Below are 17,813 nucleotides of genomic sequence, written 5' to 3' on the forward strand. Positions count from 1 at the left end.
TGAGTCAATTTTTATCAGCAACGCGGCTCACACGCAAAACGTCAACAGACCCTAAGTTTAAGGGCGTTTATAACGCCCTATGAATCATAAGTTTTTTGCTAAATTTTGCTCTACCGCATCCAAGTCTGGAATAACACATAGTTGATTTTGATAGCGAATTTGCAAATATTCCATAGGTCCTATCGTAGCTTGCTCTAAATCTTCAATTTCGGCAATTTTGACTTTGGCCGTTATTGGTTCTGCTTGTAAAGCTAAACCATAATATTGTAACTCACCTAATGTCACCGCAACCATAATGGCAATTTTTTGAGGTTCCGCGGTCTGAGACTCTCCATTAAATGTTTCAAAAGCAATCACAGGGATGGTTTCTTGTTCCCAAACAATTTGACCTAATATGCCAACTTTTTTATTTTTTTTAGTCGTTTTTAATTGACTTGCTGGCAAAATATCAACAACAGCAACCGTTGGTAACAGTAATTTTTTTTGCCAAATAGGCAAGATATACACCTCTAATTTACCAGTTGTTGCACTCAACAAAGTGGTTTGACTCAGTGTAATTGCTTGTGTTGCCATGTGTTTTAACCCTTCTAAGCCGTATGTGCTGATAAATTTCTACTTATATGTATTACTAAACGATTTGCCAAATCAAATGGTGTTCCAGAAAATGATACACATCCTGTTGCTCTCATCGCATCTGGTTGACTTGGACAAGCACAGGTTTTTTCATCTTGCGCCCAAACAGAACCACCCGCTTCTACCATCTGTGGCCCACTAATCGAACCATCACTACCCATACCACTAAAAATAATCGCAATAGATTTTTTACCAAAACGTCGGCCAACATTGGCCAAAACTTGGTCAATAGAAGGTGAATATGGACCATCCCATTTAATATTACGTGAAATGACCTGACCATCAGCACTAAAATCTATTTCCGTTTCTACAGGCGCAATCAATAACTGACCTGATTTCAACTTATCTCCATCATGTGCAATATGACAAGGCATATGATTATGTCGCACCAAAACTCGTGTTAAAGACTCTTGCATACGTGCATCAATATGCTGAGCCAACACGAATGCAACGGGCAATCCTGATGGAATAAAATCTAAAAACTCTTTAACCGCTGCTGGCCCACCTAACGATGCTGCTAGCACACACACAAACTCCAATCGTTGAGATTTATACGTCATTAATTCTTGTGGAACATAAATCTCTCGTGGTGCAACAGGCGCAACTGCTTGTTTTTCTAGTGGTTCGAGATTTTCTTGAATAACAGGATGCCCAACAACGTCATAAAGCTTTATAAAAACCCGACGCTCCCAACGTGGATATTGCCGTGTTCCTTGAGCGGGTGCAGCATCTAAGCCAAATAGTACTGGCACACCTAAATCTAAAATACGATCTAATAACTCATCATCTTCATTTTGTAAATCAACAATCCATACATCAGGCTCAACAGATTTAAATAAACGATCATCCAATCGTTCAGGCGAGCTGTTTAATACCAAATCATACCCTTGCCCTTTTACTGCATGTGCAAGGGCAAGCCTTTGCAAGCTTATATCTGACACAATAGCAACTTTAGGATTCCGTTTCGCCATGATTAAACCTTATTTTGTCGAAGCTGCTACTAATAACTCAGAAATAGTCTCTAGTAATTGTTGTTCTTGGAATGGTTTACCCATATAGGCATTTACCCCAATTTGGAATGCACGTTCACGGTGTTTTTCACCTGTACGTGAGGTAATCATAATAATCGGTAAACCGATTAAATTTGGATTGTGACGTACTAAAGATGCAACTTCGAAACCGTCCATACGCGGCATTTCAATGTCGAGCAACATAATATCAGGACGTACATCTTCCAATTTAGTAATCGCATCTAAACCATCTTTAGCCAAAACAACTTCATAACCATGACGTTCTAATAAGCGTGATGTTACTTTACGTACTGTTACGGAGTCGTCAACCACCATAACCATTTTGGTTGCACGCTCTGGTTTAATAATAGCTGGGGTATCGTCTTCCGCCACACGTTGACGTGGTTTTTGCAGTGCAGCAGCACGCAACATCGCAATCGTATCTAAGATGATAACAACCGAACCATCCCCTAAAATGGTTGCACCTGAAATACCTGCTACTGACGCTAATTGTGCTCCGACTGATTTTACAACAACTTCACGAGAACCAATTAATTGGTCAACTTGTATGGCTACTCGCTGATCCGCTCCACGCACCAATAATATCGGTAATGGTAAGGTCTGGCCAAATAAACTCGGTACACGGATTCCATGTACAAACTCACCTAAATAATGCAGTTTATACCCAATATTCGCGTATTCAAAAGCAGGTGCATTGGGCGCATAGTAAGTTTCTAACTCATAAGGATTAGCACGAACAATACCTTCAATCTGCGATAAAGGAATCGCATATACATCTTCACCAATACGAACCATCAAGGCACGGCTGACCGCAACCGTTAATGGTAAACGCATGACAAAAGTTGTTCCTTTACCAGCGACAGATTGAATGACGACTGTACCGCCTAATTGTTTAATCTCACTTTGCACCACATCCATACCAACGCCACGACCCGAAATTTGAGTCACTTTCTGCGCGGTTGAGAAACCTGCATGGAATAAGAACTGCAATAACTCTTTTTCACTGATAGTGGCATCGGCTTGTAATAAGCCACGCTCAATAGCTTTTTTACGAACGGCTTCAACATTAACACCACGACCATCATCCGCCAATGTTAAGACAATTTCACCACCTTCACGGGAGAGCGTTAATGTAATACGCCCCATTGGTTCTTTACCTGCTGCGGCACGGTCTGGCGGAGTTTCTAAACCATGGTCAACAGCGTTTCTTAACATATGTTCTAATGGCGCAACAATACGTTCTAATAAGGTTCTATCCATTTCCCCTTCCGCATTAACTACATATAACTCTGCTGGTTTATGTAATTCAGTTGCGGTTTGACGCACGATACGTTGTAAGCGTGGCACCAAACGTGAGAACGGAACTAAACGAGAACTCATTAAACCTTCTTGCATTTCGGTATTTAAACGCGATTGTTGCAATAATAGGGTTTCTGTATCACGTGTTTTGTCGATTAATGTACCTTTCAAATCCATTAAGTCAGATGCAGACTCATATAATGATTTTGATAACTGATTTAAGGACGAGTATTGATCCATCTCCAAGGGGTCAAAATCAGCATATTTTGTGTCTTCTGTTGTATGTTGTGCAAGAATTTGTGACTCAAGCTCACCCTGCATACGACGTAATTGTTCAGCCAAACGCTGTACAGTAGCCCCCATTTCCTCAACGGTTTGGCTAAAACTATGTACCCCCATTTCAACACGCGAGCGAACAATAGATGTTTCACCCGCAATGTTAATTAGCTTTTCCATTAATTCAGAAGAAACACGAATCATTTCTTGTGCTTGCTGATTTTTAGCAGCATCACGGAAGTTACCCAACATTTTGGGCATCACATTGTCATCAATAGCCTCTACTACAACCGCTACAGGAACTACATCATTGTCTGTGGTAACAGGTGTAACGGCGGTTGGTGTAGCCACTGCCATTTGCACAGTGTCAACAAAAGCATGAGGATTAGACAAATAACGTTTTAATTGTTCAACCAAGTCTGTCACTACTAAAGCACGTCCTTGATCTTTTAGATTATCAACCACTTCTGCAATACGATCATGACAACGTTGCAGTACAGAAAAGACCTCTTTGTTGCCTTGATAACGTTTTTGACAAACTCCCTCATAGATGTTTTCCATTTCATGCGCTAAATCGCCTAAAGAATTAACACCAGACATACGCGCACCACCTTTTAAGGTGTGCAAACCACGTTGTAAAATTTGTACTGGTGTCACATCTTCTGGTTGTTGCATCCATTGCTGCAAGCTAGCATTGGTTTCATCAACAATCTCTTGAGCCTCTTCCAAGAAAATAGATAACATTTCTGGATCTAATTCTTCATCAGTTTCTGCTTTTCGATTGCTCACAACTGCTGCTTGTGGAGTAGGCTGAACAACATTAACTGGCTGTTCTGCAACAGGTGTCGGCTGCGCGGCAGATGTTGCAACAGGCACTTCTACAGGTTTAGTCGAACCACCTGCCGCTGAGGAGAAAAAATCCAAAATCACATTATCAGTCGGTTGACGACGATAAATATCTATTACTTGTACTAAATCTTTGGCGTAATAACAACGTCCCTCTGCCTTTAAGCCATCTATCATATCTGCCAAGCGGTCATGACAACGTTGTAGCAAATCCATTAAAACCGTTGTGCCTTGATAACGACCATTGACCAAATCTTCATATAAAAACTCTAACTCATGCGCCAAATCACCTAAACTAGTGACAACAGCCATACGCGCACCACCTTTTAAGGTATGCAAATGACGTTGTAATACTCGCAAAGGGTTCTTATCTTCTGGATTGGCTTTCCAAGCAATCAACTCATCATCAGCAGCAGTTAATACTTCTTCAGCTTCTTCCAAGAAAATGGCCAATAACTCTGGATCTGCACCTTCATCAATTTCTTGGGCTGCTGGCACATAACTGGGTATAGCGGCTGTATCAACAAAATCGACAGGACTACCACCCCATTCGCGTAAACGCTCTAATAATTTGGGATTAGGCTGAACAGTTTGACAAGCGGCTAAGGTATCAAAAATATTGATGATTTCGTCATGAGCATTTGCTAGATCTTCTAACAACTGGCCATTAGACAATGCTTTTTCAATATCTTCTAAGACAAATTGATATACCACCGTTAACTGATTAACAATATCAACTAATGGCATCACAATTGCTGCTTTAGCAGCTGGTGCTAATAACTCTAAGTCTTTTACCAAATTTTGAATATGTTCAACTTTTTGTTCAGAAGCTAGCCATTCTGCTAACTCCCAAGGAGCATCCATTAAGCATTCCAACCCCAAATCCAAAAAGCCAGCCACAATACCTGCGGTATTAATTGGGGCAGCTGACTCAATAATTTCATCGTCATCTGCAGCAGGTGCTTGAGACACCTCTGCAACATGAGCAATAAACTTATCTGTATCTGCTAAATCACCCGTTCCACCATTCACAACATCATTAATGCTCAATGCAATCAATCGGTGAGTATTGCTTAACAAATCCATATGTTTATGATGTAAACCACGGTTTTGGGTACGCAAATCTTTTAATAACTGCTCCATGGGTGCAGCTATTCGTGCAATTGTTTTAACACCTGCCATACCAGCACTACCACGTAATGTATGTAATGCACGTAGCATTTGATCCGTCACTGGTAAAACTTTATATTGTGCAGGTAAAGTCGTTAAATACTGTTGAATTTCATCCAAATAACCTTTCGCTTCCGAAACAAAAATATCTAACAAAACAGGATCATAATGTACTGGCTCTACAGCCGTTGTTTCATCTTTAATTTCACTGAGCGTTTTCGCTAAATCTTCAAAAGCATTACTGTAGTCTTGTGAGTCCTCTGTCACTACTGAGTCTGATACTGCTATTTCTTGTACTAATGCTACTTCCTCTACAGGCTCTACTGTTGCAGTCACTTGTCCATGTGCAAAGGCAATTGCTGCATTTAGCTCCTCCATCGTTACTTGCTTGCCACGAGCAAGATTATCAGCAACGCTCATTAATGGCGAAGTATTAAAGCTAGGAGCTTCTTTATTTTGGAAGTTAGTAATCAGTTGTGGAATAACCTCTATCACATGGCTAATTAAAGCAACTAGTTCTGCATTGGGTTTAATCGTATTATCAATAACACGATTAAGCATATTTTCAATGCTCCATGCCAGCTCACCTTCAACTTTAGCACCCACCATGCGGCCTGAGCCTTTTAAGGTGTGAAAACCACGACGAAACTCGGTTAAAGCGGTTTTGTTATCAAATTTAGCCGCCCATTTAGGGAAATACTCATTAATTGTTTCTAATACTTCTTGTGCTTCTTCAATAAAGATTTCACGAATTTCATCATCCTGACTAAAGTCATCCTCTGGTACTAAAATATGTTGAGGAATATCAATAGTTAATGCAGGTTTAGCTATTGATATTACTTCGTTTGGTACTTCACTAATCACAACAGCTTCTTGTTGTGGTAATAATTCTGGAGCAGCCGTTAAATCTGTTTCTTCACCCATATCCATTGGAACATCAAACACGCCTTCGTCATCAAAATCCTCAAAAGAAATAGCCTCAGCACTTTGATCCTCTTGAGTATCTAAGTCATCTTTAGGCTCAGGAACATTAATCGCAGCCATAACAGGAATTGTGACATTTCCTAAATCAGTATCTTCCTCCACGTCTGCTACAACCACAGGCTCAATAGCTAACTCTATCTCTGGCTCTTCTTGCATAATCACATCGGCAACAGATGTCGATGTAACTAAGCGATTATATGTATAGTCAATTGCCCATTGAACATCATCACTAGATAAAGATTGAGCTTTGGCAAATAAATCAGCGGCAGTCATTAAACCATCTGTTTTATAACTTGGCACCTGCTTATCTTGGAAATTGGTCATTAAGATCGGGACAAGCTCTACAACACCAGCAATCAACTGCATCATTGCTGCTGTTGGTTGTGTCGTTTTGTCAATGACACGATTGAGCATATTCTCAATTGACCAAGCTAATTCACCAACAACTTTCGCTCCAACCATTCGGCCAGAACCTTTTAAAGTATGAAATGCACGTCTAACCTCTGTGAGTGCGGCCTTATTGTCAAAATTAGCTGACCATTTAGGCAAATAACTGTTTAACGTTTCTAAAACTTCTTCCGCTTCTTCTATGAAAATTTCGCGAATTTCATCATCTTCACTAAAATCATCTTCTGGGATTTGTGCAGTAATTTCAAAAGCGACAGCTATTGTTTGTTGTTCATATAATTCTGTTTCTAATGGAACCTCTTCAACAGATTGTGTTTCTGCCATCACTATTTTTACAGTAGCATCTGGATCAATTTCATCATTTGCTTCTGTTATTGAAACATCCTCAACGATAGGTAAACGCTGGGTCTCATCTAAATTAACAACAGGCATATTGACCATTGTTGGTGCTAGTTCAACGCCTTCAGGCTTAAACATAGATTCAGTATCATCAAAGCTAATAGGCGAGGCCGGCTCTTCTATCACGACTGCCTGTGACTTAGGTGCAAATACTCCTTCAGAGAGATAATCTTCTGCATTGAAGGTCATGGTACTACTAAACATATCCTCAGAAGACGATTCTGATTTTGGCGGCAAATGCACTGCTGGTAAATTCACCAATGTTTTTTCGCCATCATCTTCTACAGTTTGAGCTGCTCTTGCCAACATTTCATCTGTTAATGCTGGCATTGCAATTAATGTTTTATCTACATTGTCTTCTTGCTGAACAGGCTTATCTCTTACTGCTTGATCCTCTAAGACTAAAGCAGGCATATTTACTATTGTCTTATCCAACATAGAAGGTGGTGGTTCACCAAAATCAATATCATCAATTGCGGGTAATGCTTTTTCTTCTTCAGTTTTTGCAACTGCACGTCTCTCCACAGAGTCAGATGTAGTAGGTGTTGTTAGTAACAAACCATAACCTAATTTTTCTAAGGATTGAGCAGCAACATCCAACAAATTATTATTTTGGTGATGATTTGCTAAACGTTCCAAATAATACTCAACAGATGAAATAATATCAGCCAAAGTATCCATTTCTGACCAACTTGGACGATATTCATCTTTTAATAAGTGCTTGGTCACGAACTCCGATAAACGCGCTAAAATTTGTGCAGGGCGAGATAAATCTAACATCGATAAACCACCGCGCACTGTATTTAATAATACAGGCAATTCGGCTAGTTTTTCTGCATTCCATTGAGAGCTAATATATTCAACAATCGATTCTTTAGCTTTTTCTAAAGCAGTTCTAGACTCTCTAAGCACTGCCCCTTGAGCGGCAGACACTTGGTCAACCATTGCATTACCACCAAAATTTTCTAAATTTGGTGTTAAAGGCTGATCTTCTACTAATTGCTGTAAACTAGACTCTACTTCTATTAAACCACTAGCCACAACCAACAACGCACCTTCTGGCAAAACGCCAAAGTTAAGTGATTTATTTAGTGCTCTAATTTGTTCAGAAATAATACGCTGTAACTGATACAAGCCTAATACCTGTAAAGTACTAGCAATTTGACGCAAAATAGGTAACAAAGGACGTAAGCCATCAATATCTGGATGTGTGGCATACGTTAAGTCATCAATCACTTCTTTAACATGACTTAATTCATCGGTGACACCTTTAATCACCGATTGCATTGCTTGACGATCTGGTGCGGCTAGTTTTTCTTTTTCTGCTTCAACCACATCAAAAGTTGGTAAAATTTCATCTAAATGATATAAAGCGCGTACCGCCAACATCCGATGTGTTGTGCCTCGACTCTTAGCTATATAATATAAAATGTTCTTTAATAAATCTAAGGATGGACTATGTTGAGGATAAGCGATATAACTTCTAAGTTCTTGTTCAATCTGTCCTAATAAAGTTTTAATTTCAGGCGTTAATGGAATATCATTACTCATCAAGCCTTCAACTAAAGCAGAAGAAGTTTGCCATAATGCTTGTAATGGTTTTTGTGCAACAAACAAACCAAGTTTTTCAAAAACTAAAATCAAATGCTCATATTGTTGTAATAAATTTTGCTGACGAATAATTCCTAACAAACTTAACTGATAGCCATGTCTTAATTTTTTTAAAGAGTCTTGAATTGGTGCTACACCTGTTTGCCCAATGACCGAAAATACACGTGCAAAATCTGGTTTAAACAATGCCAACTCTGACAAAGGCGTTTCATCATGTGCTGTACGCAATTCATTAATAATTGGCAACAAGACAAAAGGTGTATCTTTTTTTGCAACTTGCAAACGCTCTAAATAGGCAGGCAATTGTAACATTGCCTCAATGAGTACATGCTGCGCTTTAGCTCTATCACTGACTTTATGATTTACTAACGACAAACATAATCTTTCCATTTCCTCTGCAAGCATGGCTGCACCATAAAACTCGACCATTTGCAAAGTACCAAATACTTGATGCAAATAAGCCAAGCAGAAGCGCAACTTTGCCGTATCATTTGGCGTCGCTATATAGGCTTCCAAAGCTTGTTGAGCTTGCTTTAAGGTTTCTTGTATTTCACTTTTAACCCAATCTAAAGCAAGAAAATTATGATTATCAGTCATCTTATTACCCCCCCTCTGGGGATGATGCTTTTTACCACAGCATCAATTGCAAATTCGAATTTTTTATACTACACGGCGATATGCTAAGGTATTGGGATAATCCACACGCTCTAGGGTTGGATGATGCCAATCAAGCACTTCTCCTACACCCAAAATTAACATACCACCCACTTGCAAACGTTCTGCCAAGTGCGTTACAACATCTCGTTTACGAAAACGACGAAAGTAAATCAGCACATTTTGACAAAAAATAATATCCATTTCATGAAAAGGTGCTTTATCTAATTCCATTAAATTCAATTGAGCAAAAGCAACTCTAGCTCTTAAGGACTGATCAATTTGCCAATCTCGTTGATTATCTAAAGGGCGAAAATATGTTTGACGTAAGGTTTCTGGCACACCAAAAAGCTTACGCTCACTATATATACCTAATTTCGCCTTAGCTAATGTTGGCAAACTAATATCAGTTGCAGTGATACCATAAAAAATATCTCTACGACCTGATGATGCTAATAAAGCTTCCACCAACAATGCTAATGAATAAGGTTCTTCACCTGTAGAACAACCAGCACTCCATAAATTTAGGCTCTTTTTTTGATGAAGAGCCAATACATTTTTTATATACGACTCAACCAACTCATAAGAACTGGCATGACGAAAAAAAGAGGTTTCCTGTACCGCTAAACGGTCAACGAGGGTTAACCATTCTCGCTCGCCTCTAGCCCCAGAAGCAATCAACTCATAATAAGTGTCATAATCTTCTGCGCCAATTTCACGCATACGTGCTGATAACGATATTTCTAAAAATGGGCGACGGGTTTGAGTAAAAATCATTCCCGTCTTAGACTCAATCAATCCCTGCCATAATGCAAATTGCTCATCTGAAATAGGAGTAACTGGCCGAATTCCCCAATCCTGTAAACCCATGCCAGTTCACTCCTAATTAAAGTTAAGCATAATCTGGTAACTTGAAGCCAGATACTGATAAACGTAGTTCAGCAGCCATTTCTGCTAAGTTACCAATCGAACGAGCAGTAGCAATAGTACCAGCAGTTGTTTGAGTGGTAATTTCTTGAATAACGTTCATCGTATTAGAAATGTGACCTGCAGATGCTGCTTGCTGACGAGCAGCATTCGAAATGTTTTGAATCAAGTCCGCTAAGTTTCTCGATACCGTTTGAATTTCTTCAAGTGCCACACCCGCGTCTTGAGCCAAACGAGCACCACGTACTACCTCAGCAGTTGTTTGTTCCATGGAAATAACCGCTTCGTTAGTATCAGATTGAATCGTTTTAACCAACTGTTCAATCTGTTTAGTTGCAGAAGCGGAACGTTCCGCAAGACGTTGTACTTCGTCCGCAACCACCGCAAAGCCTCGGCCTGCTTCACCCGCCATCGACGCTTGAATCGCAGCATTTAACGCGAGAATGTTTGTTTGGTCAGCAATATCATTAATCAGAGACACGATATCACCGATCTCTTGAGAAGATTCACCCAAACGTTTAATACGTTTAGAAGTTTCTTGAATTTGCTCACGAATCGTATCCATACCTTCAATAGAACGTTGCACCACATCCGCCCCTTTGTGGGCGATGGCTACAGAACGGTCCGCAACGACTGCTGATTCAGCAGCGTTGGCAGATACTTGGTCAATAGAAACCGCCATTTCATTTACCGCAGCAGAAGCACCTGCAATTTCTTGGGCTTGATGCTCAGAAGCTTCAGCTAAGTGCATCGCAGTCGATTGAGTTTCTTGAGCCGCAGCAGAAACTTGCACTGCTGTTTGGTTAATCGTAGATACCAACTGACGTAATTGGTCAATAGAGTAGTTAATAGAGTCAGCAATCGCACCAGTAAAGTCTTCGGATACCGTTGCTTGTACGGTTAAATCACCATCCGCCAAATCACCCAACTCATCCAATAAACGCAAAATCGCAGATTGGTTACGTTGGTTTTCCATTTCTACTTCTTCAGCGCGTTTACGGTCAAATTCAGCTTCTTTTTCTGCACGTTCTTTATCTTGACGCGCACGAATACGGATAAAACCAAATAAGGAGCCTAAAGTAGATACTAAGAAAATCACACCAATGATACTAGGAACAACCGCATTAGCCTCTTCGTCAACGACACCTGTTAATTTAGTTAAGGTAGATAATAATTCTGGAGAGTCACGGAAAATTGCTGCCGAAGCTTCGCGTACTTGGAATAATTCTGGTGAAGACTGTAAAATCTCATTAGCACCTTGCTGAACAGAGCTTTCAAATAGCTTTTTGATCGCTTCTAAGGAGGCACGAGCTTGAGGATCTTTAACTGCAGTGATCCCCATATCTGGATCACCATTCAATAACGCTTCTAGTGTTTGACCAAATGCTTCAGAGTCACGGCCGAAATCATCAGCAGCCATAACCGCATTTTCATCACCATTCAGCACACTACTTACCGAACGTAAAATACGTTCCGCCAATACCGATTGGTTTTTCGCAATCACCACCTGTGAAGCTGGTGCGCCTGAAGCTACCATCGCGTCAACAATACTATCATTTTCTGCTTGTAACTCTGGCACCGCATCCGCAATACCAGCAACCAAGTCATGCAAGTTACCTACAGTTTTTTCACCCGCACTCACTTTTTGTAAGTTATCAGACACACGTTGCCACACCGCTTGTACTGCTTTGGTATCAGCACGTGTTTCGCCATGCATATCTTTGAGTGTTGTCCAACGTTTAGAGAAATCACCCACCGCTCTATTCAAAAAGTCAAAAGCTTGTTGGTTACCTGAAGAAGCTTCCGTGGCGTTTTTAGCAATATCCTGAGAAAGTACACGCAACTCAGAGGAGTGTTGGATCATCACACGACCATTTTGACTTTTTTTAGCAACCACCACAAAGGCACCAGCAGTGACTAAAATAGAAATCAAGAACAACGCCAAGAAGCGTGTTGCATCTGGAGTATCTGCAAGAGAACGCCAAAAGCCACGACTGAATAAAGTTTGAAATGTTTGTTTAGATAGCAGTTTTTTGGCACTTATACCAGAAAAAGGCTTTCGCAAATTGGGTGACTTCATAGCGGATACATCTCCACACAACCTGTTTTTATTTTCTTTAATAATAAGAACGGAGTTTCAAATAAAAGATATCAAAAACTCTCAGTCCAATTAATCCAACTAAATATAGAGCTATGTGTTGTGTAGGCTGTCATCACCTAAACTGACATAGCAAATTTTTTTGTTTATAAGCAATCTAATTTTCACGCCCCAATACAATAGCTTTTTTAAGCTACTGCTGCTTTTAAGAAACGCGGATCTTCAACCAAACGACTTAACAATAAGACATACCAAGTTTTTCCTTCTGAAACAAATGCTCCTCTCACAAAAGGAGATACCTCACCAAAAGGAGCTTTAACTGCCAAAGAAAAATCTTGAATATTAAAATGCTGCATACCCAATACTTCATCCACAATGAGTCCTGCAAACATTTCCTCATGATCAACAACCAATACCCTACGCTTATTATCTAGAACGGTAGATTTGCGTCCCAAAAACATTAATATATCGGTGATTGGCAATAAACGACCACGAACATTAGCTAATCCTTTCATCCACAGCTCTACACCTGGAATTAAGGTATAACGCGGCAGTTTTAAAATTTCAGCAACCTCACCAATAGGAGCCAAAAAATACTCACCTGCTAATACAAAGCCAACACCAGTCCAGCTTTGTTCTCCCTGCCCTAATAGGCCCAAATTTTTTTGTTTGGATCGCCCAGCTATTTCTAATAGTTTAATAAAGCCTTTGGCTGCCATACCCCCTCCTATTTATTTGGAATCAAGGTACGAATAACATTCATTAATAATGTTTCATCTACTGGCTTAGTCAGATAGTCACTTGCACCTTGTCTTTTACCCCAAACACGATCAGTCTCCTGATCTTTGGTTGTGACAATCACAACAGGAATATGAGCCGTTTCTGCACCTTTGGTAATTTGGCGTGTCGCCTGAAAACCATTAATACCAGGCATTACAACATCCATTAAAACGAGGTCTGGCAACTCTGCACGAGCCACAGCTACACCATCTGCCCCATTACTAGCTTCTAAAACTTTATGCCCATGACGCTCCAAAATCTCTTTGAAGCGATAGGTTTCAGTTGGCGAATCATCTACAATTAAAATACGAGCCATGCTGTCCTCATTATTTTTCTATTGACAGATTAGGACTTGACATACTGACGAATAGCAGTGAATAACTCTTCTTTACTAAACGGCTTAGTCAAATACTCATCAGAACCAACAATACGGCCTTTGGCTTTATCAAATAAACCATCTTTACTTGACAACATGATCACTGGTGTAGATTTAAATGCAGAATTATTTTTGATTAATGCACAAGTCTGATAACCATCTAAACGCGGCATCATAATATCAACAAAAATAATATCAGGGTTAGAGTCTGCAATTTTTGCTAAAGCATCAAAACCATCAATCGCCGTAATTACAGTACAACCTGCTTTTTGCAATAATGTCTCTGCAGTACGACGGATTGTTTTAGAGTCATCAATAACCATGACTTTTAAGCCATCAAAATTTTCTTCCATCGGAATTGCCTTCCTATAATTATTAGGCCACTGAGGCCATTGGTGGATTTAAAATTATACCTCTAGTGCGCTATTCATTTTAGAACTTACGCAGTTATCGCATATTTATGAACATTTCGACTAGTTTTAACCGTTTTATATTCATAAAACACGCTAATTTTACTGAAGTGCCTAAGTCACAATGTTTAAAATGCTTTGAGTGCCTAGAGTTACCCTGTTTTAACATAGTTTTTAGCATGAATCCATAGTTGAATCATCTTTACCAAACACTATGCTTAAATATATTACAAAGGCTTAGCATGACTTTTTCATGCTTTATACAAAGTTATCATGATGAAAGGTTTAGCATGATAACCTTAAACTTTGTTCTTGTAGTGTCGATTTTGTCACATTTTAGCCGACAACTTTTGTCAGTTAGTTGTTCATTATTTTTTTCATTCAATAATTTTAGTCATTTTAGGACTTACGCGGTTGTCACTTATTTGCTGGCATCTCAAGCGTTTCTAGCGGCTTTATGCTCACAAAACATGCTAATTTTGGCAAAATCCGTAGGTCTTGATTTTTTACCTAAATTAGGTCAGTGTTCTTTTTTATTAACTTAAACTCATTGGCCATCATTAACCATTATTTTTTGTATATCCAATAACGAAAATGGCCAATCTAATTGCTGGCCTGTCAAGCTTAACAGGACTGGAATTTTGCTGCCATATTGTGTCACTAAGCTTTCATCTAATGCAATATCAATATATTGCCATGTAATCGGCAATACACATTGAGCCTGCATTAATAAATTTTCAGCATTATCACATAAATGACAGCCTTTTGTCCCATATAGCAACCATTGTTGTTGCTCAAGCATGACTCACCTGCCAACAACGATGAATTTTGTGATTACGCTTAAAATCAAATCCTAATGTTTCATGGCTAATTTCTTGGCAATGCAAATACTCCATCGCCTCACTATCTAAATCAAAACGTCTAAAGTTAGTTGAGAAATAGCAAATGCCATTAGGCTTTAATAAGCGCATTGCTAATGTTAAGAGTTCCACATGGTCACGTTGAACATCAAATACATCTTGTGTCTTTTTTGAGTTTGAGAAGGTTGGCGGATCAATAAAAATCATGTCGAATTTATCACGACATTGTCTTAACCAAGACAACACATCTGCTTCAATAAATTGATGATAACGTTCATCTAAACCATTCAATGCAAAGTTCTTTTTACCCCATAATAAATAGGTATTGGATAAATCGACACTGACGGTTTTGTTTGCTCCTCCCAATGCCGCATGGACGCTGGCAGAGCAAGTATAAGCAAACAAGTTTAAAAAGCTTTTATCTGCACTTTGTTGACTAATTTTTTGGCGAATGGGGCGATGATCCAAAAATAAGCCTGTATCTAAATAGTCGGTTAAGTTAACCAACAGACGCGCTTTGCCCTCTTGAACCTCAAAGTATTTATTACGCTGATTGAGCTTCTCGTATTGTTGCTGGCCTTTTTGTTGGGCGCGAACTTTAATAAACACTTTATCACGATGCAAACCAAAGATTTGTCTAATCACTAGCAATGCCGTTTTAAAACGAGCGGCTGCTTTTTCGGTATCAATAGATTTGGGTGGGGCGTATTCTTGTACATGTAAGACTTCGCCATAAATATCAATCGCCAAATTAAATTCTGGCAAATCTGCATCATAAACACGATAGCAACAGACTTGCTCACGCACCGCTTGTTTATAAAAGTGCTGTAAATTTTTGCGTAAACGATTAGCAAAAGCATCTGCTTCAACGGGAATTTGTTGCTCTTTGGCTTCAACAAAACGATGCGCTGTTGGCACAGGCACAGATTGAACTTTGCCATGACGCACAAAAACTGTTAAGTCACCATTACGCAGTTTTTGGGTATGTAAATGTTCAAAACCCAAGGCATCAGCATGTTCAATTTTGGCGGCCAAGACTGTTGCCTGCCAACCACCCAAACGTTCACGTGCCAAACGCCCTAACGCTTTATATAAATAAATTGCCGTATCGTCTTCGCCTAGACGTTCACCATAAGGTGGATTAGTAATTAATAAACCATCATTTGTTGGCTTAATTGGTAAATCGACTAATGCTTGATGCTTTAATTGCACAAATTGGCTTAAACCTGCGGCTTGAATATTTTTGCTGGCGGCTTGTAAAGCTTCCATATCGGCATCATAACCCTGCATGACTGGCCACACTTTCTGAAAGCCTGCTTGTTGTCGTTGACGTGCTTCTTGCCAACATTGTTCCCAAAGTGCTTGGTTATGCCCTTCCCATGCCAAAAAGCCAAAATAATCACGTAACAAACCTGTGGCAACATCACCATACATTAAAGCAGCTTCGGTTAATAACGTGCCTGATCCACACATGGGATCAATTAAGGCTTGAAAACGACTATTTGGCCAGCCAGCTTGACGCAAAATGGCTGCTGCCAGCGTTTCTTTAAGTGGTGCTTCACCAATCATGCGCCGATAACCACGTTTATGTAGACTTTCACCTGACATATCTAAACTAACAGTAATACTGTCTGGCTTAACTAAAACGTGTAAATTGATATCACTGGCTTGCGGATCAACGCTTGGACGTTCACCTGTTTGGCGACGAAAAGCATCAACAATGGCATCTTTTAATTTGAGTGCCATATATTGGGTATGACAGACAACACCTTTAATTGCCACCGCACGTACTGCAAAAGTTTTATCAAGGCTAAATACTTCATGCCACGGATAACGTACTGCTTCTTGGTATAAGTCTTCGGGCGTATTACTGTGGATGCGAAACAAAGGCTTATATACACGAGAGGCTAAACGTGACCATAAACATAAATTATAGGCGGTGCGTAAATCACCTTCGACCCAAACAGCACTTGGCTCTTGACGCAAAACTGTTGCGCCAATCTCTTGGCATTCTTCAGCTAATAAGTTTTCAAGGCCATCGGCACAAGCAACAACCCATGTGGTTATAGACATAATTTAAATTCTTAACGTGTATATTTGAAAAAATCGGCACGAATCTGCCGAGGATTAGGCATCCCTTTGACTGGCCAACGAATAATCGCTACCCCTGCCGATAACAAAGCTTTGTCTTTTTTGCTATCTGCTTTAATACGCTCTGGCCGATCATGACTACTATCGTCTAACTCAATAGCCGCCAATATTTTAGCACCATCTGCTGCACAAATAACAAAATCGACGCTCATACGATTAATACGATTTAACCATGCTTGATGTTCGGCTTCGGGTGCAACATCAATAATTCGACTGAGTTGCACTTGGCTAAAAATCAAATAATCAGGCAATGCCTGACGTAATCGTCCATACAACTCTCGTTCAGGTGCAGTCATTAATTCACGTGGCACATACGGCCACACTTTCATATCATCTATCGATTCTTTAGTTTTTGGAGGTTTATTGGCTGGTTTACGCGCTAATAATGCCACCAACATCAACAAACCAACGATACATAAGACAATAACTAAAACAGTGGTTATGGTTTCCAAGGTGCGACCCAAGCTCCTGTAACACCTAAAGCAGACTCGCCACTTAATTTACTTTTTAATGATTGTGCTTTGGCTTTATCAAGCTCTGGCCCAACCACCACTTTCCATGTGTCACCGTTTTTAACCACACGACTACGATAGCCTTTACCTGCTAATTTGCTGCTTAAGGCATCGGCTTTGGCTTTATCACTGACACTAGCCACTTGCACTACCCATGCTTCACCTTTGGGTTTGTCCGCAGCTTTTTTCTCTTCTAAAGCAAGACGTGCTTTTTCTTCCTCTTTTTTCTTCGCCTCCAACTTAGCCTTTTCTTTCTCGGCGGCTAACTTTTCAGCTTTGTCAGCTTTTGCTTTTTCTTCTTTTTCAGCCGCCAAACGTTCTTGTTTGGCTTGTTCTTCGGCCTTTTTCTTTGCCTCTAACTTGGCTTTGTCTTTTTCATCCGCCAATT

General features: G+C 39.8%; 12 protein-coding genes. All 12 read right to left on the minus strand.

The features are described 5' to 3' along the window. Positions 1–84: 84 nt before the first annotated feature. On the minus strand, positions 85–573 hold the full coding sequence (locus Q0212_RS01830) for a chemotaxis protein CheW (protein WP_297921327.1): 489 nt from the start codon (positions 571–573) through the stop codon (positions 85–87). Between the two features lie 14 nt (positions 574–587). Continuing rightward, a complete protein-coding gene (locus Q0212_RS01835; RefSeq protein ID WP_297921329.1) occupies positions 588–1,604 on the minus strand; it encodes a chemotaxis protein CheB in 1,017 nt (338 codons plus the stop codon). Positions 1,605–1,613: 9 nt separating this feature from the next. Continuing rightward, positions 1,614–9,254, minus strand: a complete 7,641-nt coding sequence (locus tag Q0212_RS01840) for an Hpt domain-containing protein (protein WP_297921333.1) — start codon at positions 9,252–9,254, stop codon at positions 1,614–1,616. Between the two features lie 63 nt (positions 9,255–9,317). Next, complete coding sequence (locus Q0212_RS01845) at positions 9,318–10,181, minus strand: CheR family methyltransferase (RefSeq protein WP_297921337.1); 864 nt, start codon at positions 10,179–10,181, stop codon at positions 9,318–9,320. 22 nt (positions 10,182–10,203) lie between these two features. Next, positions 10,204–12,318 carry a methyl-accepting chemotaxis protein gene (locus Q0212_RS01850; protein ID WP_297921340.1) on the minus strand — a complete coding sequence of 705 codons (2,115 nt, stop codon included), beginning with the start codon at positions 12,316–12,318 and terminating at the stop codon, positions 10,204–10,206. 206 nt (positions 12,319–12,524) lie between these two features. Then, positions 12,525–13,055, minus strand: a complete 531-nt coding sequence (locus Q0212_RS01855) for a chemotaxis protein CheW (RefSeq protein ID WP_297921345.1) — start codon at positions 13,053–13,055, stop codon at positions 12,525–12,527. A gap of 8 nt (positions 13,056–13,063) precedes the next feature. Continuing rightward, complete coding sequence (gene pilH, locus Q0212_RS01860; RefSeq protein WP_297921348.1) at positions 13,064–13,432, minus strand: twitching motility response regulator PilH; 369 nt, start codon at positions 13,430–13,432, stop codon at positions 13,064–13,066. 29 nt (positions 13,433–13,461) lie between these two features. Further along, positions 13,462–13,845 carry a twitching motility response regulator PilG gene (pilG, locus tag Q0212_RS01865; protein WP_297921351.1) on the minus strand — a complete coding sequence of 128 codons (384 nt, stop codon included), beginning with the start codon at positions 13,843–13,845 and terminating at the stop codon, positions 13,462–13,464. 604 nt (positions 13,846–14,449) lie between these two features. After that, positions 14,450–14,704 carry a glutaredoxin family protein gene (locus Q0212_RS01870; RefSeq protein WP_297921354.1) on the minus strand — a complete coding sequence of 85 codons (255 nt, stop codon included), beginning with the start codon at positions 14,702–14,704 and terminating at the stop codon, positions 14,450–14,452. After that, entirely contained in the window at positions 14,697–16,835 is a 2,139-nt protein-coding gene (gene rlmKL, locus Q0212_RS01875; protein WP_297921357.1) for a bifunctional 23S rRNA (guanine(2069)-N(7))-methyltransferase RlmK/23S rRNA (guanine(2445)-N(2))-methyltransferase RlmL, read from the minus strand. The genes Q0212_RS01870 and rlmKL overlap by 8 nt, the downstream gene beginning before the upstream one ends. 11 nt (positions 16,836–16,846) lie before the next feature. Next, complete coding sequence (locus Q0212_RS01880; RefSeq protein WP_297921360.1) at positions 16,847–17,365, minus strand: DUF2726 domain-containing protein; 519 nt, start codon at positions 17,363–17,365, stop codon at positions 16,847–16,849. Further along, positions 17,353–17,813 (minus strand): SPOR domain-containing protein (locus tag Q0212_RS01885; RefSeq protein ID WP_297921363.1); only part of this gene is annotated, 461 nt, incomplete at its 5' end. The genes Q0212_RS01880 and Q0212_RS01885, both read right to left, overlap by 13 nt.

Source organism: uncultured Agitococcus sp. (genome assembly GCF_937920075.1).
Taxonomy (GTDB): Bacteria; Pseudomonadota; Gammaproteobacteria; order Pseudomonadales; family Moraxellaceae; genus Agitococcus.

What these genes read in the sequence shown, in the direction of transcription:
- Q0212_RS01830 (WP_297921327.1), bottom strand. Translation starts at nt 573, where the DNA reads ATGGCAACACAAGCAATTACACTGAGTCAAACCACTTTGTTGAGTGCA.
- Q0212_RS01835 (WP_297921329.1), bottom strand. Translation starts at nt 1,604, where the DNA reads ATGGCGAAACGGAATCCTAAAGTTGCTATTGTGTCAGATATAAGCTTG.
- Q0212_RS01840 (WP_297921333.1), bottom strand. Translation starts at nt 9,254, where the DNA reads ATGACTGATAATCATAATTTTCTTGCTTTAGATTGGGTTAAAAGTGAA.
- Q0212_RS01845 (WP_297921337.1), bottom strand. Translation starts at nt 10,181, where the DNA reads ATGGGTTTACAGGATTGGGGAATTCGGCCAGTTACTCCTATTTCAGAT.
- Q0212_RS01850 (WP_297921340.1), bottom strand. Translation starts at nt 12,318, where the DNA reads ATGAAGTCACCCAATTTGCGAAAGCCTTTTTCTGGTATAAGTGCCAAA.
- Q0212_RS01855 (WP_297921345.1), bottom strand. Translation starts at nt 13,055, where the DNA reads ATGGCAGCCAAAGGCTTTATTAAACTATTAGAAATAGCTGGGCGATCC.
- pilH (WP_297921348.1), bottom strand. Translation starts at nt 13,432, where the DNA reads ATGGCTCGTATTTTAATTGTAGATGATTCGCCAACTGAAACCTATCGC.
- pilG (WP_297921351.1), bottom strand. Translation starts at nt 13,845, where the DNA reads ATGGAAGAAAATTTTGATGGCTTAAAAGTCATGGTTATTGATGACTCT.
- Q0212_RS01870 (WP_297921354.1), bottom strand. Translation starts at nt 14,704, where the DNA reads ATGCTTGAGCAACAACAATGGTTGCTATATGGGACAAAAGGCTGTCAT.
- rlmKL (WP_297921357.1), bottom strand. Translation starts at nt 16,835, where the DNA reads ATGTCTATAACCACATGGGTTGTTGCTTGTGCCGATGGCCTTGAAAAC.